Origin of the sequence: Streptomyces sp. 8N706, from assembly GCF_052245415.1 — a bacterium.
Taxonomy (GTDB): Bacteria; Actinomycetota; Actinomycetes; order Streptomycetales; family Streptomycetaceae; genus Streptomyces.
Window position 1 is genome coordinate 42,267 of record NZ_JBQQBW010000007.1, and the last position, 22,831, is coordinate 65,097.

General features: G+C 69.8%; 15 protein-coding genes. 13 read left to right on the forward strand and 2 right to left on the reverse strand.

Translation table 11 applies throughout. From position 1 onward, the window contains the following. Positions 1-110 precede the first annotated feature (110 nt). The 6 genes from ACTWQE_RS04925 (at position 111) to ACTWQE_RS04950 (ending at position 12,739) form a co-directional block, all read left to right on the forward strand. Positions 111-986 carry a hypothetical protein gene (locus ACTWQE_RS04925; protein ID WP_443327558.1) on the forward strand — a complete coding sequence of 292 codons (876 nt, stop codon included), beginning with the start codon at positions 111-113 and terminating at the stop codon, positions 984-986. A gap of 15 nt (positions 987-1,001) precedes the next feature. Further along, the gene (locus tag ACTWQE_RS04930) at positions 1,002-3,029 is read left to right on the forward strand and encodes a CHAT domain-containing protein (RefSeq protein ID WP_443327559.1); all 2,028 of its coding nucleotides are present in this window, start codon (positions 1,002-1,004) and stop codon (positions 3,027-3,029) included. Then, positions 3,029-8,077 carry a hypothetical protein gene (locus ACTWQE_RS04935; protein WP_443327560.1) on the forward strand — a complete coding sequence of 1,683 codons (5,049 nt, stop codon included), beginning with the start codon at positions 3,029-3,031 and terminating at the stop codon, positions 8,075-8,077. The genes ACTWQE_RS04930 and ACTWQE_RS04935 overlap by 1 nt, the downstream gene beginning before the upstream one ends. Beyond that, complete coding sequence (locus ACTWQE_RS04940; RefSeq protein ID WP_443327561.1) at positions 8,074-9,459, forward strand: hypothetical protein; 1,386 nt, start codon at positions 8,074-8,076, stop codon at positions 9,457-9,459. The genes ACTWQE_RS04935 and ACTWQE_RS04940 overlap by 4 nt, the downstream gene beginning before the upstream one ends. 379 nt (positions 9,460-9,838) lie before the next feature. Further along, positions 9,839-11,080 (forward strand): choice-of-anchor Q domain-containing protein, encoded by a 1,242-nt coding sequence (locus tag ACTWQE_RS04945; protein ID WP_443327562.1) that lies wholly within the window; start codon positions 9,839-9,841, stop codon positions 11,078-11,080. Positions 11,081-11,371: 291 nt separating this feature from the next. Further along, entirely contained in the window at positions 11,372-12,739 is a 1,368-nt protein-coding gene (locus ACTWQE_RS04950) for a phenylacetate--CoA ligase family protein (RefSeq protein ID WP_443327563.1), read from the forward strand. A gap of 96 nt (positions 12,740-12,835) precedes the next feature. On the opposite strand, the gene ACTWQE_RS04955 is transcribed toward ACTWQE_RS04950, so the two are convergent. After that, entirely contained in the window at positions 12,836-13,492 is a 657-nt protein-coding gene (locus ACTWQE_RS04955; protein WP_443327564.1) for a TetR/AcrR family transcriptional regulator, read from the reverse strand. A gap of 471 nt (positions 13,493-13,963) precedes the next feature. On the opposite strand from ACTWQE_RS04955, the gene ACTWQE_RS04960 reads away from it, so the two are divergent. Then, positions 13,964-14,515, forward strand: a complete 552-nt coding sequence (locus tag ACTWQE_RS04960; RefSeq protein ID WP_443327565.1) for a transglycosylase SLT domain-containing protein — start codon at positions 13,964-13,966, stop codon at positions 14,513-14,515. 284 nt (positions 14,516-14,799) lie between these two features. On the opposite strand, the gene ACTWQE_RS04965 is transcribed toward ACTWQE_RS04960, so the two are convergent. Further along, the gene (locus tag ACTWQE_RS04965; protein WP_443327566.1) at positions 14,800-15,540 is read right to left on the reverse strand and encodes a type 1 glutamine amidotransferase domain-containing protein; all 741 of its coding nucleotides are present in this window, start codon (positions 15,538-15,540) and stop codon (positions 14,800-14,802) included. A gap of 396 nt (positions 15,541-15,936) precedes the next feature. Here ACTWQE_RS04965 and ACTWQE_RS04970 point away from each other — a divergent pair, with 396 nt between their 5' ends. From ACTWQE_RS04970 to ACTWQE_RS04995, 6 genes are all read left to right on the forward strand, one after another. After that, positions 15,937-16,806: a HalD/BesD family halogenase gene (locus tag ACTWQE_RS04970; protein WP_443327567.1), complete on the forward strand. Its 870-nt coding sequence runs from the start codon at positions 15,937-15,939 to the stop codon at positions 16,804-16,806. Between the two features lie 71 nt (positions 16,807-16,877). After that, on the forward strand, positions 16,878-17,726 hold the full coding sequence (locus ACTWQE_RS04975) for a class I SAM-dependent methyltransferase (protein WP_443327568.1): 849 nt from the start codon (positions 16,878-16,880) through the stop codon (positions 17,724-17,726). 41 nt (positions 17,727-17,767) lie between these two features. Beyond that, complete coding sequence (locus ACTWQE_RS04980) at positions 17,768-19,594, forward strand: choline/carnitine O-acyltransferase (RefSeq protein WP_443327569.1); 1,827 nt, start codon at positions 17,768-17,770, stop codon at positions 19,592-19,594. A 159-nt stretch (positions 19,595-19,753) separates the two neighbouring features. Next, positions 19,754-20,659 carry a LysR family transcriptional regulator gene (locus ACTWQE_RS04985; RefSeq protein WP_443327621.1) on the forward strand — a complete coding sequence of 302 codons (906 nt, stop codon included), beginning with the start codon at positions 19,754-19,756 and terminating at the stop codon, positions 20,657-20,659. Positions 20,660-20,810: 151 nt separating this feature from the next. Continuing rightward, a complete protein-coding gene (locus ACTWQE_RS04990; RefSeq protein WP_443327570.1) occupies positions 20,811-21,977 on the forward strand; it encodes a CaiB/BaiF CoA transferase family protein in 1,167 nt (388 codons plus the stop codon). 54 nt (positions 21,978-22,031) lie between these two features. Beyond that, positions 22,032-22,817: a crotonase/enoyl-CoA hydratase family protein gene (locus ACTWQE_RS04995; RefSeq protein WP_443327571.1), complete on the forward strand. Its 786-nt coding sequence runs from the start codon at positions 22,032-22,034 to the stop codon at positions 22,815-22,817. Positions 22,818-22,831: the final 14 nt, after the last annotated feature.

Consider the following 22,831-nt stretch of genomic DNA (forward strand, 5'->3'; position numbering starts at 1 on the left):
GGGCGCCGGCCCTGGCCCGGCTCCGCGTTACGCGACATCCGGATCACCGGGCAGTAGCACACATCGTGTTCGGTATCAGTGGATTACCGGAAATCGCAATCTTCCGGCACATGCCGCCAGTACTCTGCGAGCACACTTCGGGGCCGCACACGGGGGACGCGATGAAGGACAGCTACGAGACGTACCGGGACGCCGTCAGAGACGTGTGGAAGGGCTGGTGGCTGGCCTGGCCGCTGTCCCGGCGGGTCGAACTCGGCGATGTGTTCGCGAGTGTCGACGGCCGGGTGCGTCAGGCGGGCACGCTCGCCGACCGGGGGATAGCAGCCGACCTCCGCCCCGGCACCCCTTGCAACGACTACACCTATGACACGCAGGGGTCGGCGTCCGTGCGCTTCAAGCCCGCCGGGGCGGTGCTCGACGGCTTCGGTGTGCTGGGCGCCGCCGACGCGGGAGCTCTGGTCGAGTTCCGTCAGGACAACGCCGCGCTCATCGTCTACACCGGCCTCACCGAGACGGGCCTCAGGAACATTCCGGAGCTGGCCGCCACGCTGGTGCAGCGCGTCTGGAACGACACCTGGGACCCGTCCCTGCTCGCCGTGACCGATGTGGTCACCGCCGCCTCGGGGATCATCGTCACCGCCGCACAGAGCGGGGCCTTCGCGGAGGTGCGGTTACGGGCGGAAGTCGGTCAGGGCCAGCTCCAGTTGGCTCATCTCTCGGGACACATGGGCTTCGCCGATGCGAAGCATCTCGGCCTGAAGTGGACCAGCACGGACGCCACGCCGTTCTTCCATGTGGTGCGGATCAGAAAGGACTGGCTCGGCCGGTTGAAGAAGGACTACGGCCCCCGCCAGACCGGGCGCGGAGCCGCCGCCGTGTCGGTGCCGCCCCTCCTTCTCGAGGAGGCTCACGACGATCCCGGCGCGGTGCTGGAGACAGTGCCGCCACAGGAGCAGTCGCCTTTCGGCGCTTCGCACTCCTCGTAGCCCGGGGGAGTCACGATGGCCACCACGGTGGATCTCCGGATCGACACTGCCCCGCGAGACGCTCTGGGCAGCCACGCCGGCCCGGACGACCGGGCGTATGTCGTCCATATGTCCGTGGACGAGAACCAGGACGCGACCGCTGCCCTGGCGCCCTTGGGCGAGATGGGGCAGCTCGCCGGGCTCTTCGGCCGGGACAGAACGGAAGCGGACCGCGAAGTGGCGGGGAAGGTCCTGTTCGGCGCCCTGCTCGGCGGTGCGCTCGCCGACCACTGGTCCACGGTGTCCCAGGCGGCCGACCAGGCTTGTCCCACACGGGTCAGCCTGGACATCCGGCCCACCGAACTGCGTTCCCTGCCATGGGAACTGCTCCGGAACGACGACCGGTGGCTCTGGCGCCGCAGGGATCTTCTGTGGCGCAGAAGATCCGGCGGAGCCACCGTCGGTACGGCGTCCGGGGAACCCGAAGGCGAACTCGGTCCGCTGCGGGTCCTGGCCGTCGTATGCAACCCGCGCGACCACCGGCTGCTCGCCGAGAAGGAACTCGCCCGGATCTCGGGAACCCTCGAGGGCTCCCCGGGCCGTACGCATGTCGAGGTGCTGGACGGTCCGAGCCGCACGGCCCTGGTCGAGCGTATTGAGCAACTCCGCCCGCACATACTGCACTTCATCGGCCACGGCATGCCCCGGCCCGACGGCGTCCACGCTCTCCACTTCAACTGGAAACCGGGCGAGCACGACCCGCTCGACTGGAGCCTGAGCACGCAACAGGTCGCGGACCTGACCCGATGGAAGCCACAGCTCGTCGTCCTCAACGCCTGCCGCACGGCGCAGACCGACACCGACGACCGGATCGGCGGACTGGCCCACGCCTTCCTGGACGCGGGGACCCGCGCCGTCGTGTCGATGCAGGGAGACATCGACTCGCCGGAGGCCGTGCGGTTCTCCGGCGCCTTCTACGACGCCATCGGCGAACACCGTCCGGTCGACGAGGCGGTGGCGGCCGCACGGGACGCCCTCGGGCAGTGCGAGGGGAGGCCTACGGACGCCTGGGCGCTGCCGGTCCTGCTCACCGCCGTGGCACCCGAGCGGGTGATGACCATCCGCTACGAGCCGCCGCCTCCCGCGAGGCCCGACGCGATGGACCGCAGCAGGCCTTATTACGATCTGCGCCACTTCGTGGGCCGCGCGCGGGAGCGCCGGGAAGCGTGGTGGGCGCTGGACAACCCCGGCCTCACGCCCGGAGGTACGGAACGCCCCCTGTTGGTGATCGGCGGCTTCTCACAGACCGGTCACGTCAAGACGGGGAAGACCTGGTTCACCCGTTGGTGCCTGGCCACCTACTTTCTCCGTGGTCACCGTGTCCTCTCCGTCGATCTGTCCGGTGGAACGAAGGACTGGCTGACGGTGATCCAGGAGATCCGGCGGCAGGCGACCGCGCGGGACCAGCTCTGCCCGCTGAGCGAGAAGACCTTCGCCGCCTTCGACAAGACCCTGGTCCGGCTGGCGCTCGGCGTCCCCGGAGCGGCCCCGGAGGCGGACGCCGCCGGCACCGGGCCGCTCAGGTTCAACGATGAGGCCGGGCACTCCGACGAGCGCAGGGAGGCCATCCTCGACTCCCTCCTCGCGGCCCTGCGCACGGCCGCGGCCGGCCGCCCGATGGTCATCGCACTCGACCACGCCGACCGGATCCAGCACGAGTCCTTCACCTACTGGCTCTACGGGCGGCTCATCCGCCCGATCGCCTATGGCGAGGCTCAGCCGCTCCGGCTCATCCTGGTCGCCTCGAACGCCTGGCTGGGCGACACGCTTCCCCCCGACGACACGCACATGATCGGGCGAGTGACGCTGGGAGACTTCGAGAGCGCCCAGCTGATGCGCCTGGTCCGGGCGTACGGGCATCGACGCCGCTTTCCGGTCGACGAGAAGGTCGAAGAGATGGTGAAAATGCTCCAATCCATGGGTAAACACACCAGAGTCGACATCTTGACGCAGCTCACCGCCATGCTCCCCGCGTGGTACGGAGTCGACGAGAGGGGCGCCTGATGGCGGATGTGCTGACGGAGATCACCCGCCGCCTGGCATCCGGCGAGAGCCTGGAGGCGATCAGCCGCCACCTCCGCCCCACGGAATGGCGCCCGCTGTTACGCGTCTGCGCCGCCGCCCGTACCTTCGACCGCCCGCTGTTCGACGCCGTACTGCGCCCCTTCGCCCTGCGGTACGGCCGCGAGGTGCCGAGCCTGGAGGGACTTCTCACCGCCCTCGCGGTGGAACCGGTGCCGGGCGGCGGGGATACGTACGCGCTGCCCGAGGACAACCGGGCCGCGTACTTCCTCGAGTGGTTCGACCAGGTCGGCGCCGACACCGTCCCCGGCGACCTCATCGAGCTGGAGCAGCGCATCGCCGCCTTCTGGCGCGCGGCGGGCAACCGTGCGGAGGAAGTGAGGCATCTGCTCCTCACCTCCCCCCAGGAGGCCCTCGACCTCTTCGAGACCCTGTTCGCCGAGGCCGACGAGCGCCGTGATTTCGCCGCCTGCCAGGACCTGGTCGACGTGCTGGCGGACCCCGACCGGCTCCCGCGCGCCGGGCCCGACGCGGAGCGGCTGCGGGTGGACCGCGCCGGCTATGTCCGGGCCCGCGCCTACTGGGCGGCCGACTACGCGCGGTCGGCGCAGTTCCTGCACCCGCCCGGCCTGGTGGAGGACGCGGAACGGCTGCTGAGCGGTGAGGACCGCGTCTGGCAGATGTACGCCCCCGGCGGCGCGGGAAAGACCATGCAGCTGCGCTGGCTGGTCGCCCGCTACTGCGTGCCCGCGGAGCGCGATGTGCTGTGCGCCCGTATCGACTTCGATGTCGTCAGCCCGCTGGGCGCGGGACGTCATCCCTGGCTGCTGCTGCTGGAGGCCGCCGAGCAGTTCGGACGGCGGCTGCCGGGACGGCCCTTCGAACGGCTCGACGACTACGCCGCGTACCGCGTGCTCCTGAACCGCAGACCGTCCGGCCCGGCTCGGGACGCGGCGCGCAATATCGCGACACTGGATCAGGAAGCGGTCGAGGAGGAGGTGCTGGACACCTTCGCCACCCGCCTCAACCTGGCCCGCCCCGACCAGCCGTCCGTGCTGGTGCTCGACACGATCGAGGAAGTCCTGCTGCGCGGACACGGTGACGCCACCCGGCTCCTGGCCATGCTGGGACGGCTGCTGGAGCGCTGCCCGGGGCTGCGCCTGATCCTCGCCGGCCGGTACGACCTGCGGGAGCCGGAGCGCATCCCGCAGGCGCTGGCGAGCCTGCCGGAGCGCGTACGGCACATCGAGGTACGCCCCTTCGACGCGCAACAGGCCCGCACCTATCTCGCACAGGTACGCGGCATCCGCAACCCGCGGCTGGCCGAGATCGCGGCCGCCAAGTCCAACGGTCTGCCGTTCGTGCTGGCGCTGTTCGCCGACCTCATCGAGCAGGATCCGGACATCAGCGCGCCGGACCTCGAGGTGTGCGACGAACCGCTCGTCCGCTATCTGATCGACCGGGTGGTGTGCCGCATCGACGACCGGGCGGTGCGTTGGCTGCTGCGTTACGGCGTCATCCCCCGGCGGCTGCGGTTCGACGACGTCCGGACGCTGATGCGGCCGTGGCTGGTCCGGGGCATCACCAAGACCGGCGGGGACGACGACCCCCGTGAGGACCGGCATCATCTGCGGGGCAGCGAGGACATCTTCCCCTTCGCGGACTCCGGCCCGACGGAAGAGGAGATGGAACGGGCCTGGAAGCGGCTGCTCGACTACGCCGGCGGATCGTCCTGGGTCTCCCTCGCCGCGGGCGACGACGCCACCATCGTCTTCCATACGAACGTCGTCGCGCCGATGCGACAGCTGATCTCCGACAAGCCGGTCTTCGGCCAGCTGCACCGTGCCTTCGTGGAGCACTTCGAAGCGTTGGCGAAGAGCGCCCCCGAGCAGTGGCTGACCTGTGTGAAGGAAGCGGTCTACCACCGGTTCCAGGCAGGCGTCCCGGAGGCGGAGCCGCTCTGGATGACCGCTGTCGGGGAGCTGCTCTCCAGCGGTCGTCCGGGGCCGCTGCGGGAACTCGCCGAGGAGATCCTGGGTGACGAGTACGTGGACGGGGACGAGCCGCGGCGCAGGCTGGACGGATCTTCCCTGGTCAGTGATCCGGCCCTGGCCACCGCCCATCTCGCGGTCGCTTCCGCGGAGCTCGAGCGGGTGATGGAGAGTGAGTCGGTGGACCGGTCCGATCCGGTCTGGAGCGAGATCGAGAGCCGTCTCGCACGCCTGGACCAGCTCCGGCAACGATCGTCCGTACCGATCCCCACGCAGTCGGCCGAGGCGATGCTCCGCGCCTTTGTGACCGTGGCCCACGGCCGGCCGGAGGAGGGCGTCAGGGCCCTCGAACGGGCGGTGGAGAGCGAGACCGACGAACTCTGGCGTCAGGTGCTGCGCAGAGCTCTCGCGCGGCTTCAGTCGCACCTGCGCGACCCGAACGCCGAAGTCACCTACCGGCAGGCCATTCAGACCGCGCGTGCCCAGGGCGCCTACGTCGAGGCGGCGCAGATCGCGCTCGAGCTGGCGAACGACCAGGGGGAGCGCGGACGCTTCGACGAGGCGGTCGCGCTGCACGACAGGGCTCTCTCGCTCGTCCGGGAGGCGCCCGATTTCCGAGCCGTCGCGCTGCTGCACAAGGCGCGGACGCAGCTGCGGACCTTCGCACCCACCGCCGCGCTGGAGACGCTCGAGGCTCTCGCCGCCCCGGAGCCCGCCCAGCAGTCCGAAGGCCACCGGCTGAGGGCCGAGGCACTCAGTCTGCTGGGCCGGTCCCGGCAGGCCCTCGAAGCCCTGGAGCAGGCGGACCTCTCCGCCGGCCGTGTCGAGGACGAGACGCGCTACCGCCACTTGGCCCAGAACGCGATGCTGCGCGGTCTCGTCGAGGGTGCGCTGCTCGCCCTGGACCGGGCGGAGCAGGCGTTCGACCAGGCCACGAGCTTCTGGACCGATCTCGGCTTTGTCAACGGGCATCCGGAGTGCCTGCTGATGTACGCCGAATTCCTCGCCAGGGACGTCGGTGACCTCGGCCGTGCCGCCCACAGCCTCCAACGCCTGCCGGAGGCGGACCCGTCGGGGGAGTACGCCGTACGGACGGCTCTGCTGTGGCACGAACTCGCCCTCCAGGGATACGACGTGCCGGACAGCTCCCTGCTCGAGATCCCCCTGAGGACGGACCGGGATCTGCTCACCGGGGGCGTCTGCGCCGTGCTGGTCGATCCCGGGCGTGCCGCCGCCCTCGCCGATGCGGTCGCCTCCGTGCAGCCGCCGGAGGCACGGCTGAGCATCCTCGAAGGGCTGGCGTACTTTCCCGTACCGGAAGGCGGCCCGCCGGCGGAGCTGGATCTGCTGCGCAAGCGGCTCGAGCCCGTGGTCACCGCCGAGCCGGTGGACACGGACCTTCCTGTACGGCTCGCCGGTCTGGCCGCGTTCGAGCATGCCGCGGGCCACCGCCCGGCCGCCCGGCGGCTCACCACCCGAGCCCATCGTGCGTTGTGCAGCGCGAGTGGGAACGATCCCATGGCCCTCTGGCGGTGGGCCCGGACCGAACTCCGTTGCGACGTCGTGCCCGGACGCAGGCAGGCCGAACTCCTCGCCGAGGCCGCCCGTCCGGTGTCTCCGCTGCTGTCCGCGGTGGGAAGCTGGCTGACCGCCATGTCGGCGCCCACCACGGCCCCTGACAAGTCCTCGCTGCTGTACGAGACGGCCGAGGCCCTCAGCCGGCTCCACCCACCGTCCGTCTGGGCCGTGCGTATCCTCCATGCCGTGGCCCAGGCCAACGCCGACGAGTCGACCCGGGCAGCCGCGGACCGGCTCGCCTCGCTGCTCGGGCAACGGTCCCACGAGCCCGCCCGGGCCTCGCGGCTCGTCTACGGTCTGATCCCGCCCGGGAGCGAGAACGTGGTCGTCCTGCGGCGGACCGACCGTACGGACACCGCTCCGCGCCGGCTGGCGGAGTCCCTGTTGAAGGACTGGCCGAAGGCCACCCGGGACATGTCGCGCACCGTCGGACTCCACCCGGCGACCTTTCGTGGGGAGGCACCCCTCCGGCTGGAGTCCGATGATGTCCTGCTGCACGCCGCCCCCTGGGAACTGGCCCTGGGCAGCCAGGCGATGGCGTACCGGACCCTGCCCGATCCCGCCGAGTCCGCGCAGGTGCGTGCGCTCCAGGCAGCCCTGAACCAGTCGCAGGCGTCGGGCATGCACCTGACCACCGACGGCATCTGGGGCCGGGCGACCCACGGAGCACTCGCGGCCGCGATCGGCCTGCCCGGCTTGTTCCCGGCAGCGTCGCTCTCCGGCGCCGTGATGACGTCCGTCTGGGAGCTGATGAGGGACGCCAGGGCCCGGTCGCGGGCCAGACGTGGCACGCGTACCGTGGTGCTGCTGCGCGGCGCACAACGGGACTCGGACGCACTGTCGTCGGGGCAGGAGGGTCTCGGCGCGGTCCCTCGCCGGATCTACACCGCTCATGACTGTGCGGTGGAGCAGTGGCGTTCGATGCGCAGTGTCCCGAACCGGTGGGTCGTACCGCCTGCCGTGGTGCATGTGAACGCCCCCTTACGGCTCAAGGGCTCGTTGCCCTACTTCGATCTGTCACCCGTGAACCGCGGGGAGCGGCTCAGCAGCAAGGCGTCGGGCTCCGATCTCGACGCGGGCAGGCTCGTCAACTGGCTCGCCCGCTTCGAGCCCGGAACCGCGCCACTGGTCGTGCTCGACCCACCGTTTCCCGGGTCGCCTGCCGACATCCCGTATCAGCTGGTGCTGCGCAATCTGTTCGCGGCGGTCCTGTTCGCGTCGGGGGTCGCTCCGGCCGTCCTCGGCACGGGACTCGTCCGAAGGCCGCACCGACAACTCGACGTCCTGGCACAGGGCATCGCCGCGGACGCTCCGCTGCTCGGCGTGCTCGAGGATCTACGAGCCGTCGGTGCGGAGCCCTACGGTCTCGCGGGGACGGAGTGGGGTGACGACCGACTGGCCACCGCCTGCACCTCGCTGTTCGCCGTCCCGTCCATGCTGCACCTGGCGAAGGCCTCATGACGGTGCCGGACACCGGTTACCCGGCGCGCCGCGAAGCGGAAGTGGGCCACATCGTGACCAGCCTCCGTGAGGAGCTGGGCGAGTGGAGCAAGGCCGTGGCCGTCGCGGGGTCCTGGGACAAGCAGCAGTCGCAGGTGGAGAGTGTCGTACGGATCCTGTCGTCCGGACTGGACCGGATCGACGGCATGCCGGGAAGCGACCGGGCGGCCAAGGCTCCTGAGCTGGTGCTGGATCTCCACCATGTGTGGGACTTCATGCGCGGAAAATTGACGCAGCGTCAAATCCTTCGCTACAAGCAGTTTCTCGATGTCGCCGACGAACTGGCCTGGGCGGTCTACGAGCCTGTGCGGGTGGCCGCGAACGAACAGCTCGCGCTGAAGGAACCCCCGCTGACCTTTCTCAGCCGCGAGCCGGTGCCGTTCGCCGCGGCCCGCGGCAGTGGTTTCGCCGATCTGCTCCCGGCGGGCGGGCTCCGTACGCGCGGCGGCGTCGAGGCCAGCAGCCATCTGCCGTTCCCGGTCATCGGTGTCCCCTGGACGGCGAACCGTCACCTCCCCGCGGTGCTGGTGATCGCCCATGAGACGGGCCATCACCTGGAGGACGACTTCACGCTCGGCCCGTCACTGCGGACCAGGCTGTCCGGGGCCGGGCTGCCGCCGGAGCGGGCCGTGGCCTGGGAGCGGTGGCTCGGCGAGGTCTTCGCGGATGTGTGCGCGACCTTGGCCTGCGGGGCGGCCTATGTGTGGGTCCTCTCCGATGCCCTCGCGGCCGCGGGCCAGGCGGACGCCGGGAGCGGCGCCGGCATGGAGCGTTATCCTCCGGCTCGTTTGCGACTCATGGCCTGCCGGGCCGCACTGGCGGAATACGAAGCGGGACCGGCCGGTCGCGGGGCTGCCCTGGCCGGTGGCGGGCGCTCTTTGGCCGGTGACGGGAGCCTTCCGACCGGTGGTGGCACCCTGGCGGGTGGCGGGACCGCTCTGCCGGAGTTGCCCGGCGTGCCGGACGCTTCGGACGCCGAAGCGGATCTCGTGGTGAAGGCTTTGATCACGAAGGGGTTCGACCAGCTGGGCGGGGCGACCCTCGGCTCGCTGATCGGAATCCGCACCCCGGACCGGCTCGTGACCGCCGCCCGCAGACTGCTGGACGGACTGTCCACCGGGCGCACCGACGTACCCGGGGTGCTGTCCGCCGCGGCACTCGCGTTCGTCAGCGATCCCCAGGGCTACGACGACGCATGTGTGGGCCGCCGCGCCATGCGGGAGGTCCTCCGGCTGGTACCCGAGGGCCCCCGCGCTGCCGCAGCCGACCCGGACGTCCTGGCTGCCCGTGACAGCCGCGTCGGCACGCGGCTGATCGATCTCCTCAGCGCGGTGCGACCGTGACCGGACCCGGAGCTGTGTGACCGTGTGCTGACGCCGGGGCGCCGCGAACGCCTTCCGCGGCCGTCCGGCGGTCCGGAAGCGGGGCGCTGTGACGTACGCCCGTTGTTTTCCCTGTCAGTTGTGTAGACAGCGACTCCCTCCGAATGGAACGCTCGCTACAGAGCGAGTACGGGCAACGCCGAGCGTGTCGTCCTGCCCGTACGGAAGAGGCCTCCGCCCACGCACCCGGCGGAGGCGATCGCGTTCGTCCGCTCGTCCTCTCTCCTCGGCTCACCCTCAGCTCAGCCTCGGATCCATCCCAGCAGGTCGTGAAAGGCCCGGCCGGTCTTTGTCGGCCGGTGCGTACGAACCACCTTCCTCAGCGGACAGGAGTTCATCAGTGAGGGACCGAACCGCCCCCGCGGCCATCGCCGTCGTCCTCCTCGCAGCGGCGACGAGCCTGGCTGCCTCGGCCTCCGCCACCGCGGCAGCCGAGGCGCCCACGGAGTTCACCGTGGACACCGCGTCCGACGCGGTGGACGCCGACCGGTCGGACGGTGCCTGCCGCACCGCGGCCGGTACATGCAGCCTCCGCGCGGCGGTGATGGCCGCCAACGCCCGGCCGGGCAGCACGATCATCCTGCCTGCCGGCCGCTACCGGCTGACCATCCCGCCCAATCCTCTGCTGGTCATCGGATCGCACCCCGACCCGACCACCGGTGACCTGAACGTCAGCGCGCCCACCACGATCCGGGGCGCCGGTACGCGTACCACCGTCATCGACGCCAACCACGTCGACCGGGCCTTCCGTATGCGGGCGGACACCCGGCTGTCCGATCTCACCATCACCAACGGAGTCGCCAAACAGCGCGAAGTGCCCATCACCGACACCGGTGGCGGCGGTATCGCCAATGCCAAGAACATGACCCTGAGGCGTGTTGCGGTCACCGGGAACTCCGCGGGCTACGGCGGCGGCATCTTCAACATCCCCGACTCGCACCTGGACTTGATCGACAGCACCATCAGCGGCAACACCGCGGGGGAAGCGGGGGGCGTCCGGTTCGACGACAGCGGCACCGTGGTCAACTCGACGATTGCCGACAACCGCGTGACCGACCCCGGCGACCGTCCCGGAAGTCTGGGCGGCTATGGCGGAGGCATCGACATCCGGGGGCTGGGGACCGTGGAGATCCTCAACTCGACCATCACCGGCAACAGCTCGACCGACGGCGGGGGCGGGATCAACATCGCCCCCGCCTACCTGGACAGCCTGCCGTCGCCCATCCCGGACATCATCGACCTGCCCCTGGGACATCTCACCCTGCGGAACTCGATCGTCGCGGACAACACCAGTGGCGGCGCCTCCGACAACTGCGAACGGGCCTTCGCCGACATCACCTCGGAGGGCCACAACATCGACGGCGACGGCAGTTGCCACCTCACCGGAGCCGGCGATCTGCCGAGCCGTACCCCGCGGCTCGGACCCCTTGCCGACAACGGCGGGCCCACGGACACCAACGCGCTGCTGCCCGGCAGCCCGGGCCTCGACGCGGCCGACCGCTGCCCCGCCACCGACCAGCGCGGCGTCGCCCGTCCCCAGGGCGCCGCCTGCGACATCGGCGCGTACGAGCACGCCCCGTGACACCGGAACCCGCCGCGACGGGCGCACCGCACAGCCGGTGCGCCTCGTCGCTCCACGGGTCCCGCTCTCCGGGGCGCTCTTCGGACCGCACCGCCGATCCCGCTCACACGGGCCTCTCTCCACGAACCCGCCGTGTCAACAGACCGGTTCATCGGCCCCGCCCGCCTTGGTGAGGCCGCCGTCCTCGGTCCCCGCGCGAACCCCGCTCCCCCCGGCAGCCCCCTGATGCCGGGGCAGCCGTGATCGTCCTGTGTAGGGCGGGCACGGCGACGACGACGGAAGAAGGGCGTGATGACGTCAACGCTCGGACTGGTTCTGGACGGGCGCCGGGCGTGCCGGCAAGGCTCCGGTGCCCTGGCGAGCCGACAGCGGGCCCGCCTGGCCGCGATGGTTGCTTTCGCGCGGGTCCGCTCCCCGTACTACCGCGAGCTGTACAGCGGTGTGCCGGCACGTGTCGACGACCCTGCCCTGCTGCCCGTGACGCGCAAAGAGACCCTGATGGCGCGCTTCGACGACTGGGTCACCGACTCGGAGGCGACCCTCGACCGGGTACGGGCCTTCGTCGACGATCCCGGCCGGGTCGGCGAGCGCTTTCTCGGCAAGTACCTGGTCTCCACCACGTCCGGTACCACGGGTCACCGCGGGATCTTTCTGCTCGACGACCGGGCGGCGACGGTGGTCAGGGCACTGTCGCTGCGGGCAGCCTCCCGAGCGCTCACCCCTGCCCGCCTGGCACGGATGCTGCCCGGCCGACTGCGGTCGGCACATGTCATCGCCACCGGCGGCCATCTGGCGGCGTACGCGGTCATCACCCGGCTGCGTACGTCCGGCCGCCACCACGCCAGGCGCAGCCGGGTCTTCTCGGTGCACACCCCCCTGCCCGAACTGGTGGACCAGCTCAACCAGTACCGTCCGGCGCTCCTGGCCGGCTACGCCACCGTGATCGCGCTGCTTGCCGGGGAGCAGCTGGCCGGCCGGCTGCGCATCGCCCCGGCCGTCGTGTCGCTCGTGGCCGAAGGGCTCAACGACGCGGAACTCCGGCGCGTCCGCACGGCCTTCGGGGCGCACGTCGTGAACACGTATGCCTGCAACGAGAGCCTTGCCCTGGGCTACGGCTGTTCGCAGGGTTGGCTGCACACCCACAGCGACTGGCTGATCCTGGAGCCGGTCGATGCCGACCACCGCCCCACCCCACCCGGACAGCAGTCCTCCACCGTGCTGCTGACCAGCCTGTGCCGATGGGCGCAGCCGATCCTCCGCTACGACCTGGGTGACAGTGTTCTGTGGCGTGCGGACCCGTGCCCGTGCGGAGACCCGCTGCCCGCGATCAAGGTGCGCGGACGCGCCGCGGACCTGCTGTCCTTCCCACGGCGGGACGGCGGGACCGTCCGCATCGTGCCGATGGCGTTCGAGACCGTCGTCGAGTGCGTCCCCGATGTCGACCTGTTCCAGATCGTGCAGACGGCACCCACCACATTGCGGGTGCGGATACGACCGACCGCCGGGGCGGACCGGACCAGGGTATGGAACTCGGTACACAGCGGGATCGCCGGGCTGCTCACCGCCCACCAGGTGGGCCACGTCGTCGTCGAACGCGCTCCTGAGCCGCCGCAGCAGTCGCCCGGTGGCAAGTACCGGGTCGTCATCCCCCTTCCCTGACGGGGCCCCTTCCCTGACGGGACCCCTTCTCCGGCGGCGCCCCGGGAGGCGCCTTTCTCCGGAAGGCCCTTTTCTCCGGCGGGCCCAGGCCTGCGCCTACGGGCCCGTGGCCCGTCCGTGGCCCGGGTCCGGCGCGGCGGTCTGTGCGACGGCAACGCCGTGGTGGGCGGCCAGAGCCAGCAACGCGACGCGCAGGGGCTCGATCTCCAGGGCGGCTGCCGGGTCGAACCAGCGGGCGACCGCGGTTCCACTCGCCGCTCTGAGGGTGAAGCGGGCCAGTGCGTCCGACACCTCGGGGCGGTCGCGCAGGCCGAAGACGGCGCTCAGCGAGTTCCGGGCCCATGCCCCCAGCGCGTCGCGGTAGTGATGCACCTCGGCCACGGCCGCCGTACTGGCGTCCTGCCGCAGCATGCCCAGTCCCAGCAGCAGCTTCAGCCCGTGCGGATGGCGCTGGAACCCGTCTCGGACCGCCGTGAGGAAGGTGCCCAGGCGCTGTGCGACATCCGCGCCCGGCACCTCGGCCGGGGGCAAGGCCGCCAGCAGATCGACTCTTGCGCGTTCGAGCACCGCCACGTAGATGCCGTCCTTACTGCCGAAGTGCCAGTAGATGGAGCTGGCGGGAAGGCCGCACGCGGCGGAGATCATGGAAATGGACGTGGCGGCGTAGCCGTGCCGCGACATCAGCTCGGTGGCGGTGCCGAGAATCGCGTCGCGGGACCGCACTCCCCGGTGCGGGGCCGGTGCCTCCGTCATGGGGCTGACTCTAGAGGAGCCCCGGAGCCGACGAGGAGAGACCGGCGCTTCCATGGCGTCCGCCCTGGGGCACGGCCGCTCCGCTGTCGAGTGCGGACGGTGAACGCCCTACCACCATCGGTGACTCTCGTGCTCCCCCGGCCGGTCGGGAAGCGCCGCACGTGTGACCCCACCCATAGGGCCTTAGTCCTCTCCGATGGAGGTTCGTAGAAGCGCCGGGGCCCATACCCGGGGCCGGGGCCTCTCGCCCGGGATCGTTGCGGACTTTCCTACGGAGCGGCGTAGTACGTCACATTTTTGCCCTCCCTTTCAGCCGCCGCTAACGATGGCTGCAGTTCGAGAGAGCCGAGTGCCGGGCCGGGCGGAATATCGCCCGCTTCGAAGGTTCCGGCCCGTTCCGCCCATGGAGGCGGGAGCGCTGCTCCCGCAGCCGACCAACCGCATCGGCCTCCCCACGACGTCCCCCGACAGATGAGGTGCATCCGCTTGCCCACCCCCACCCCGACCAGCAGCCGAATCGCCCGACTCCGTAAGTTCTCCGTCGCCGGAATCGCCACCGCGGGTGCCGCGGCCGCGGCGCTCACCCTGGCCCCGTCGCCCGCCCACGCCGCTGAGCCGGCGTCCGGCGGCCAGGCGGCGAAGGTCTCGGCGGCGAGCGTTCCGGCGCAGGCCGACGCGGCGGCGCCGAAGGCGCAGTCCTACCCCGACAACCTCGACGGCTGGATCCGTGAGTCGCTGGACATCATGAAGTCCAAGGGCATCCCCGGCAGCTACGAGGGTCTGCACCGCAACATCATGCGGGAGTCCGGCGGCGACCCGAACGCCGTGAACGACTGGGACATCAACGCGCAGAACGGCACGCCCTCCAAGGGCCTGCTCCAGGTCATTCAGCCGACCTTCGACGCGTACCACGTCGAGGGCACCGCGAATGACCCGACCGACCCGGTCGCCAACCTCACCGCGGCCGCCAACTACGCGGCCGACCGGTACGGCTCCATCGACAACGTCGACTCCGCGTACTGATCCACCGACCGGCGTATGACGGACGGACAGCGCATGCCGTAGAGAGCGGGGCCACCCCCAGGAGGAATCACTCCATGCCGTGGCCCCGCTCCGGTCGCACTCCGCTGATGACACGGCTGCCTTCGCCCCTGGGGGAAGGGACGGGGCCGTGGCGGAGAGCCGGTGGGAGCGTTGTTGTTCCAGGGCAGTGCTGTGGGCATGACTTCCGGCAGGGAGTCATGCCCTCGGCGTTGTTCGCGAAGTGCTGAGGCGCGCGAGGGCGCGCCCGCGACGGGGGCGCGCCGTTACCCGAGCATGTCGGCGAAACGGCGGGCGAACAGGTAGGCGTCCCCGGGCCAGCGTGCGGACAAGTAGGTGCCGTCCTGGACGACGAACGCGGGTGTGTCGTCGGTGGCGGTGCCGCGGCGACGCAGCTCGGTCGGGCCGCGTTCGAACTGCGCGGGGTCGGCGAGGGCGGCGACGACCTCGTCCTGGACGTAGGCCGGGTAGGTGCGGTAGTAGCGGCCGCGCCGCCACGCGGTGAGGTAGTAGGCGCTCCGCTCCATGTACTTGGGCAGGCAGGTGGTGCGCCGGTCGGCGAGGACGCTGCGGCCTGTGACCGGGTCGGGGGTGCGGGCGAGGGCGAGAACACCATGGCAGATCGCGCCGACCGGCCTGTCCAGTCCCCAGAACCGAGCGATCTTCTCGCGCAGCACCTCGGAGCCGAGGTACTGGCGCATACCGGGGGCGTGCCCGCCGGGCAGCACCAGACCGTCGTACTCCTCGGGGCTGAGGTCCGCCCAGGCGGTGGGGTGCCGGTAGGCGGCGTCACCGGTGAGTCGGCGGTAGAACTCCTTCGGCTCCGGCTCCGCGCCGAGCTGACCGAACAGGACGCCCGAGAGCAGCAGCGGATCGGCCTGCGGAGGGCCGTCGCCGCGCTCGGTGGCGAACACCACCTCATGGCCGGCGTCGCGCAACAGCCACCAGGGCACGGCCACTTCGGTGACGTCGAAGTCGCGGTCGGGGAGGGGGATGAGGATACGCACGAAGTCTGACTACCACAGGAGTCGCCGCCGGTGTGAAGCTCCGCCGCCAGCATGCCCGAGTTCCCACCGGCTCAATCGCATGTTCGCCAACCGATACTGGTGACCGACTGTCAGTTTCCTCTTTGTCATCTCTTGCTGAGTACGCGTCAGTGTTGCGTGTCACATGGAACCGCATAGCCGTGAATGAAGAGCAATGCATGTGCTACACCCCTCTGGGGTTGCGAGAAGGATGGGACGGGACGGAAGACGTTGCGGGCAAGACCTGTTCGAGGGAGGTGGCCTTGACAGCGCCTGGTTCATGGTGCTTGCCCTGCACGAGCGTCGAGGACAGGAATCACCGAATGGGCCGGGACAGCTCGGCCAGGAGCGGTGAGATTGCACCTGGAGAGGATCCTCATGAGCACATCGGAAGCCCGGATGGCCGGGCAGGTGGTCGACACGGCTCACTATCCGCTGTCGGAGCCGGACAGCACCGAGTGGAAATCCGTGGTTTCTCGCACACGGCAGGAACTGGAGACTTTTGGGTGCAGCGTGCTTCCCGAGTTCATTCGTCCTTCCCTGGCCGGCACCCTGCAACGGGAATGCGCGACGATCGCCCCTCAGGCGCATTACGAGGTGGAAACCGTCAACGCCTACAACATCGCTGTGGACTCCGCGCTCCCCGAGGACCATCCAGGGCGTATCGCCATCCAGCGCGGCAACGCGTTCGTGCCGCGCGACCGCATCCCCGAGGATTTCATCATCCATCGGCTGTACTCCAGCGCGTTGTTCCAGCGCTTTGTCGCCGACTGCTTCGAGCTGCCCCTCCTCCATGAGCTGGCCGATCCCCTGTCCGCACTGTGTCTCAACGTCGTCACTCCGGGGATGGAACACCCATGGCATTTCGATACGAATGAGTTCACGGTGAGCCTGCTCACGCAGGAGCCGCAGGACGGTGGCATCTTCGAATACTGCCCCAACATCCGGTCCGCGAAGGCGGAGAATTTCGATGACGTTCGCGATGTGCTGGTCGGTCGCGGTGACCACCGGATCCGTCGCCTCTCACTGCGTCCAGGTGATCTGCAGCTGTTCAAGGGCCGTTACTCGTTGCACCGTGTGAGTTCCGTGCAGGGCCGGACCGCGCGCCATTCGGCGATATTTGCCTACAGTGAACGCCCAGGAGTGATCGGCAGCGTGGCCCGGACCAGGCAGCTGTTCGGCCGCGTCCTGCCCCAGCATCTGGCGGCCGAGGGACGCGCTGTGCGTGTCGACCAACTTCTGGATTAGGGAGTCGACCCGGCGATGGGAACCAGCCGACGGCCCATCACCACTCTGCCATCCACCGAGGAGAGCGCCCTGTGCGTTTCGACGCGACCGGAAAAGTTTCACTCGACCACATCTACACGCAGCCCGACCCGCGCGCCTACTTCAGTACCCTGCGCAAGCTTGACTACTGCATTCCCCAGCTCGCCAAGCCCTATTTCGCCAAGCTCATCCAGGAATACCGGGAGTCGCAGCGGGTCCCGACCCCGCACGTGCTGGACATCGGTTGCTCCTACGGCATCAACGCGGCTCTGCTGAAATGCGATGTGACCATGGACGAGCTGTACGAGCGCTACTGTGACGGCGACGCCGGAACACGGACTCGCAGCGCACTGCTGACCCGGGACCGGGAGTTCGTCCAAGCACGTCACCGCTTCCAGCGCACCCGTTTCACCGGCCTCGATACCTCGCAACAGGCCCTCTCGTACGCGCTCTCGGCCGGGTTTCTCGACGGCGCCGTCCATGGCGACCTGGAGGAACACGAGCCCACGGAGAGCCAGCGCGAGGAGTTCGCCGCGACGGATCTCGTGATCTCCACGGGCTGCCTCGGCTATGTCACGGACCGGACCATCTCCCGCGTCGTCCGTGCGTACGGTGAACGCAAGCCCTGGATGGCGCACTTCGTGCTGCGGATGTTCCCCTTCGACCCCATCGCGGAGACCCTGGCGGCAGCAGGGTACGAAACCCTCCAGGTCGAGGGCCTCTTCAAGCAGCGGCGGTTCGCTTCCCCGGAGGAGCAGTCACTCGTCCTGGACACACTGTCGTCCGTCGGAGTGGACGCGCGGGATCTGGAAACCGACGGCTGGCTCTACGCGCAGCTCTTCATCTCCCGGCCGCGCGGCACGAACGGCCGCACCGTCGTGGACCTCGCGACCGCCGAGTAATCTACCCCCAAACCCCACAACTGCCTGGAACGAGAACTCACTTGAACAGTCGTCAGGATACCGAAGCCGCTACCTTCAGCAATGAGGACCTGCTGCCGCGCGTGCCCTTGCCCACCGTGGAGGACAGCTGTCGCAGGTTCATCGACTGGTGCGCACCGCTGCTGACCGCGGACGAATTGGCCGCGACCGAGGCGGAAGTGGCCTCGTTCCTGCGGCCCGACGGCCCCGGGCGCAAGCTCCAGGCGGCACTCGAGGAGTACAACGCCGAGGAGGGCGTCCACAGCTGGCTCGACACCTTCTGGCCGTACCGGTACCTGGGGCGCCGCGACCGTATCGCGCTCAACGCGAACTTCTTCTTCCTGTTCAAGGACGCCGGACAGCGGCAGGTGGAACGGGCGGCCGGGCTCATCGCCGCGGCCCTCAACTACAAGCGGCAGCTCGACGAGGAGCGCATTCCGCCGATCGTCCAGCGCGGACAGCCGCTCACGATGGAGCAGAACAAGTACCTGTTCTCCGCGACGCGCATCCCCGGCCCCGTGCAGGACACCGTCCGCCTTCCCTACAGCGATGAGTGGCCGGGCCCGTCCCGTGCGCGCCACATCGTGGTGTTCTTCCGCGGAAACATGTTCCGCATGGACGTGCTGGGCGCGGACGGCCGCCCCCATTCCCTGGACGATCTCATGGCGGGGCTGCACGCCGTGATGAAGACCGGCGCGGTGCGGTCCGAGCGGGATGCCTCGGTCGGCCATCTCACCACCAAGGCACGGGCGGAGTGGGCGGCGAGCCGGGAGGCCCTGCTCGTCGGCGACCCCGGGAACGCGGAGGCGCTCGACGAGATCGAGACCGCGCTGTTCTGCGTATGCCTGGAGGACTTCGCACCCAAGGACAACCTCGAGGCCTGCGACCACCTGCTCCACGGGGACAGCGGAAACCGGTGGTTCGACAAGGCCGTGTCCCTGATCGTCTTCGAGGACGGCAGGGCGGGCATCAACGTGGAGCACTGCGGTCTGGACGGCACCACGATCCTCAGCTTCGTCGACGCCCTGCTGGGCACACCGGCCGAGGAGCAGTCGCGGCAGTCGGAGGCCCGGTCGCAGGGCATGCCGGCCGTCGAGCCCATCGAGTTCCGGCTCGATGCCGCCCTGCGGGCCGATGTGGGGGCCGCGGCCGAGTCGTTCGCCGCGTACGGCGCGGCCACCGCCACGACCACCGTGTCGTTCGAGGACTTCGGCACAGCCCGGGCCAAGGAGCTGCGGATCTCGCCGGACGCGTTTGTGCAGATGGCCTATCAACTCGCCCACCAGCGCGCCAAGGGACATGTGGGTGCCACGTACGAGTCGATCGCCACGCGGCAGTACCGGCGCGGTCGTACCGAGGCGATGCGCGTCGTCACGCCCGAGGTGCTGCGGTTCGTGGCCGCGATGGAGGACCCCGGGGCCGATACCGGGACCCGCAGGGCGGCGTTCCGGGCCGCCGCCGACAAGCATGTGCAGCGCGCGAAGGAGTGCCAGGCGGGGCAGGTGCCCGAGCAGCATCTGTGGGAGCTCCAGCTGATCCAGAAGCGGCGCGGCGAGACGCTGGGCGTGACCGAGCAGCCCGCTCTGTACGAGAGCCCGGGCTGGCTCACCATGCGGGACGACTATCTGAGCACCAGCTCCGCACCGTCGACCAACATCCAGTACTTCGGTTTCGGGTCGACCAGCAGCCGGTGCATCGGTGTTGCCTACGTACTGCTTCCCGACCGCTTCAATCTCTATCTGAGCACGCCGCTCCCGGTGGCCGAACAGATGTATGTGTTCGCCGACAAGCTCCGGGAAGCGGTGGGCGAACTGCAGGATCTGCTGGCTACCGAGTCCGCGGAGAACTGACGGCCCCAGCCGGTGTCGCCCGGGTCCGGGGGGTACGGCGCGTCGCCGGGCCGGCCGGACCCGGCGCCGCCGTGTACCTGGGACCTGCCCTGAGGGATTCGGGCACATCGACCGGTTATCCCGGCGCTACCGGAGGGTAGGTAGGGTGGCCACGTGGAGATGTTGCACCTGCGGTACTTCGTGGCTGTTGCCGAAGAGCTCAACTTCTCGCAGGCGGCACGCAAGCTGCACATGGCGGCCTCTCCTCTGAGCCGGCGGATCAAGGACCTCGAGCGGGAGCTCGGCCATGCCCTGTTCGAGCGCACCACCCACCGGGTGGAGCTGACACCCGCGGGAGCGGCGTTGCTGCCGATGGCACGCGACGTGGTCGAACGCGTCAACGCGATCCCGTGGCGGCTGCGCGAGGCGGTCCGGCCACGGCGCAACACGGAGTTCATCGGCATGCCGGCCGGAGTGCATCCGTATCTGCGCGACCGGGTCCGGCTGCTCGAGGAAGCCTCCCGTGAGACCTTGGAGCTCAAGCGCTGGCCCGGCACCTCGGCGGGCCTGGTCACCGCCGTACACGACGGCAAGCTGGCGCTCACTCTGGCGCGGCTGCCGGTCTCCGACCCGGCGCTCGAGATCATCGAGGTCATGACGGAACGCCTCGGCGCCGCCGTGCCGGCGGACCTGTTCGCCGGCCGGGAGTCGGTCAGGCTCGAAGACCTGATGGATCTGTCCTATGCGGCCGCGTCCGACGACAGCACTCCGGCTTATTTCGAGGAAATCGATGCGCGGCTGAATTCAGCCGGACTCAAGAAGAGAATTCGTATCGGCACGGCGCAATATTCCGGCGCTTCGGAGCTGATCTCCAGTGGCATCGCCTTCTCGATAACCATGCTCTCCGCGAAGAGTCCGATGCATCTCTACCGGCTGGAGAACGTGGTCGTCCTGCCGGTCGAGGACTTCCAACCCGCTCTCGTCACCGGGTTGTTGTACCGCAAGGACCGGGCGGGCGCCGGAGCGGACCTCGAAGGTCTGATTGCTCAGGCCCGGACCATATTCGGCGAACCGCTTTCCGCCTGAATAACCTCCCTCTGCATTTCTGGCCGATCCAGGAAATGGTATGACTGCTGTGGTCATGCCGGTGTGCCTGACATGATCATTCCCTTTTTCTCTGGTGGCCGTTAATTTCGATGGTGAAACATCGCCGAGCCACAAAGGAACGGGAGAAGTGATGGACAACACGGTCGGGAACACCGCCGGACCACTGGAGGGTGTCCGGGTGATCGACCTGTCGACGGTGGTGATGGGCCCGTACGCCGCGCAGATCCTGGGCGACCTCGGCGCGGACGTCATCAAGATCGAGTCACCGTCGGACACCGTACGGCTGGGCCCGTACCGCAACACCCGCGGAATGACCCCGCTCAACCTCAACGTCAACCGCAACAAGCGGAGCGTGGCGCTGAACCTGAAGGACGAGGCCGACCGCGAGCGAGCGCTGGAGTTGGTCGCAAGCGCCGATGTGCTGATCACCAACATGCGCCATGGCGCGCTGGCCCGCCTCGGTCTCGACTACTCCGAGGCCGCCGCGCGCAACCCCCGTCTGGTCTACGCCCACGCGCAGGGCTTCCGCAGCGACTCCGACCGGGCCGGACACGCCGCGTACGACGAGACGGTGCAGGCCGCCTCCGGGCTGGTGGATGTCGCCAACCGGGCGACGGGCAGGCCCGCCTATCTGCCGACGATCCTCGGCGACAAGGTCTCCGCGCTCACCATCGTCTACGCGGTGCTCGCCGCGCTGCTGCACCGGGACCGGACGGGCGCCGGCCAGCACGTAGAAGTCCCGATGACCGACACGCTCATCGCCTTCAACCTCGTCGAGCACCTGCAGGGCCATGTCTTCGAACCCCCGGTGGGCTCCACCGGGTTCCCGCTGTCCCTGGCCAAGGGACACCGGGCGGTGCCGACCAAGGACGGCCTCGCCTGTGTCATCCCCTACGGTCCGCAGAACTTCCGTGACTTCTTCACCGAGGCGGGCCGCACCGACCTCGCACAGGACCCGCGGGTCAACGGCGAGACCATCGCCGACGCCGACGTCGACGCGCTGATGGACCTCGTCGAGGAGTGCTCGCCCGGTCTGACCACCGAGGAGTGGGAGAGCATCTGCGCCAAGTACAGCATCCCGATGGCTCCGGTGCTGGAACTGGACCGGGCGAGCGAGGACCCGTACGTCCAGGAAGGCCATCTGCTCGACGTGGTCGAGCACCCGACCGAGGGGGCCATCCGCTCGGTCGGCATTCCGGTGCGCTTCTCCGCGACCCCCGGATCCGTCCGGCGGCCGGCGCCGCTGCCCGGGGAGCACACGGACGAGGTCTTCCAGGAGCTCGCCGAGCGGCACTGACCCCGCGTACCGACGCCCCCCGCCCCCACGGGGCCGACGGCTCCGACGACAGGAATGAAGGGCTTCATCGTGAACGACACCCCGGAGGTACGCACCCAGAAGATCGGTGCGTCCCTGCTCATCACCATCGACCGCCCCAAGGCGCGTAACGCCGTCAACGCGGCCGTCGCCGCCGGACTCGCCGCCGCCCTGGACGAGTTGGAGGCGGACCCTGCCCTGCGCGTCGGCGTGCTGACCGGCGCCGAGGGCACCTTCAGCGCCGGAATGGACCTCAAGGCCGCGCTGAAAGGGGAATCACCGGAGATCCCGGGACGGGGGTTCGGCGGACTGACCCAGGCCGAGGGCACCAAGCCGCTCATCGCGGCGGTCGAGGGCTGGGCCATGGGCGGCGGCTTCGAACTGGCCCTGGCCTGTGACCTCATCGTGGCCGCGGAGGACGCCCAGTTCGGACTGCCCGAGGTCAAGCGCGGTCTGATCGCGGCCGGCGGTGGCGTGATCCGGCTGCCCAAGCGGATCCCCTTCCACCTCGCCATGGAGGTGCTGCTGCTCGGTGAGCCCCTCTCCGGTGTGGAGGCGGGCCGGCTCGGCATCGCCAACCGCGTGGTCCCGGCAGCCGAAGTCACCGCCATCGCACTGCAGTTGGCCGAACAGCTCGCCGCCAACGCCCCCCTGGCGCTGGCCGCGGTCAAGAAGATCGTCCGGGCCGCTGACGGAGCACCCGAATCCGAGGCGTTCGCCGCGCAGACGCGCGAGATGACCGCGGTCGTGGCCTCCGACGACGTACGCGAAGGCATGGCCGCGTTCGCCGAGCGCCGCAGCCCGGTCTGGCAGGGCAAGTAAGGCCGGAAAGAAGA

What these genes read in the sequence shown, in the direction of transcription:
- ACTWQE_RS04925 (WP_443327558.1), top strand. Translation starts at nt 111, where the DNA reads ATGCCGCCAGTACTCTGCGAGCACACTTCGGGGCCGCACACGGGGGAC.
- ACTWQE_RS04930 (WP_443327559.1), top strand. Translation starts at nt 1,002, where the DNA reads ATGGCCACCACGGTGGATCTCCGGATCGACACTGCCCCGCGAGACGCT.
- ACTWQE_RS04935 (WP_443327560.1), top strand. Translation starts at nt 3,029, where the DNA reads ATGGCGGATGTGCTGACGGAGATCACCCGCCGCCTGGCATCCGGCGAG.
- ACTWQE_RS04940 (WP_443327561.1), top strand. Translation starts at nt 8,074, where the DNA reads ATGACGGTGCCGGACACCGGTTACCCGGCGCGCCGCGAAGCGGAAGTG.
- ACTWQE_RS04950 (WP_443327563.1), top strand. Translation starts at nt 11,372, where the DNA reads ATGACGTCAACGCTCGGACTGGTTCTGGACGGGCGCCGGGCGTGCCGG.
- ACTWQE_RS04955 (WP_443327564.1), bottom strand. Translation starts at nt 13,492, where the DNA reads ATGACGGAGGCACCGGCCCCGCACCGGGGAGTGCGGTCCCGCGACGCG.
- ACTWQE_RS04960 (WP_443327565.1), top strand. Translation starts at nt 13,964, where the DNA reads ATGAGGTGCATCCGCTTGCCCACCCCCACCCCGACCAGCAGCCGAATC.
- ACTWQE_RS04970 (WP_443327567.1), top strand. Translation starts at nt 15,937, where the DNA reads ATGAGCACATCGGAAGCCCGGATGGCCGGGCAGGTGGTCGACACGGCT.
- ACTWQE_RS04985 (WP_443327621.1), top strand. Translation starts at nt 19,754, where the DNA reads ATGTTGCACCTGCGGTACTTCGTGGCTGTTGCCGAAGAGCTCAACTTC.
- ACTWQE_RS04990 (WP_443327570.1), top strand. Translation starts at nt 20,811, where the DNA reads ATGGACAACACGGTCGGGAACACCGCCGGACCACTGGAGGGTGTCCGG.
- ACTWQE_RS04995 (WP_443327571.1), top strand. Translation starts at nt 22,032, where the DNA reads ATGAAGGGCTTCATCGTGAACGACACCCCGGAGGTACGCACCCAGAAG.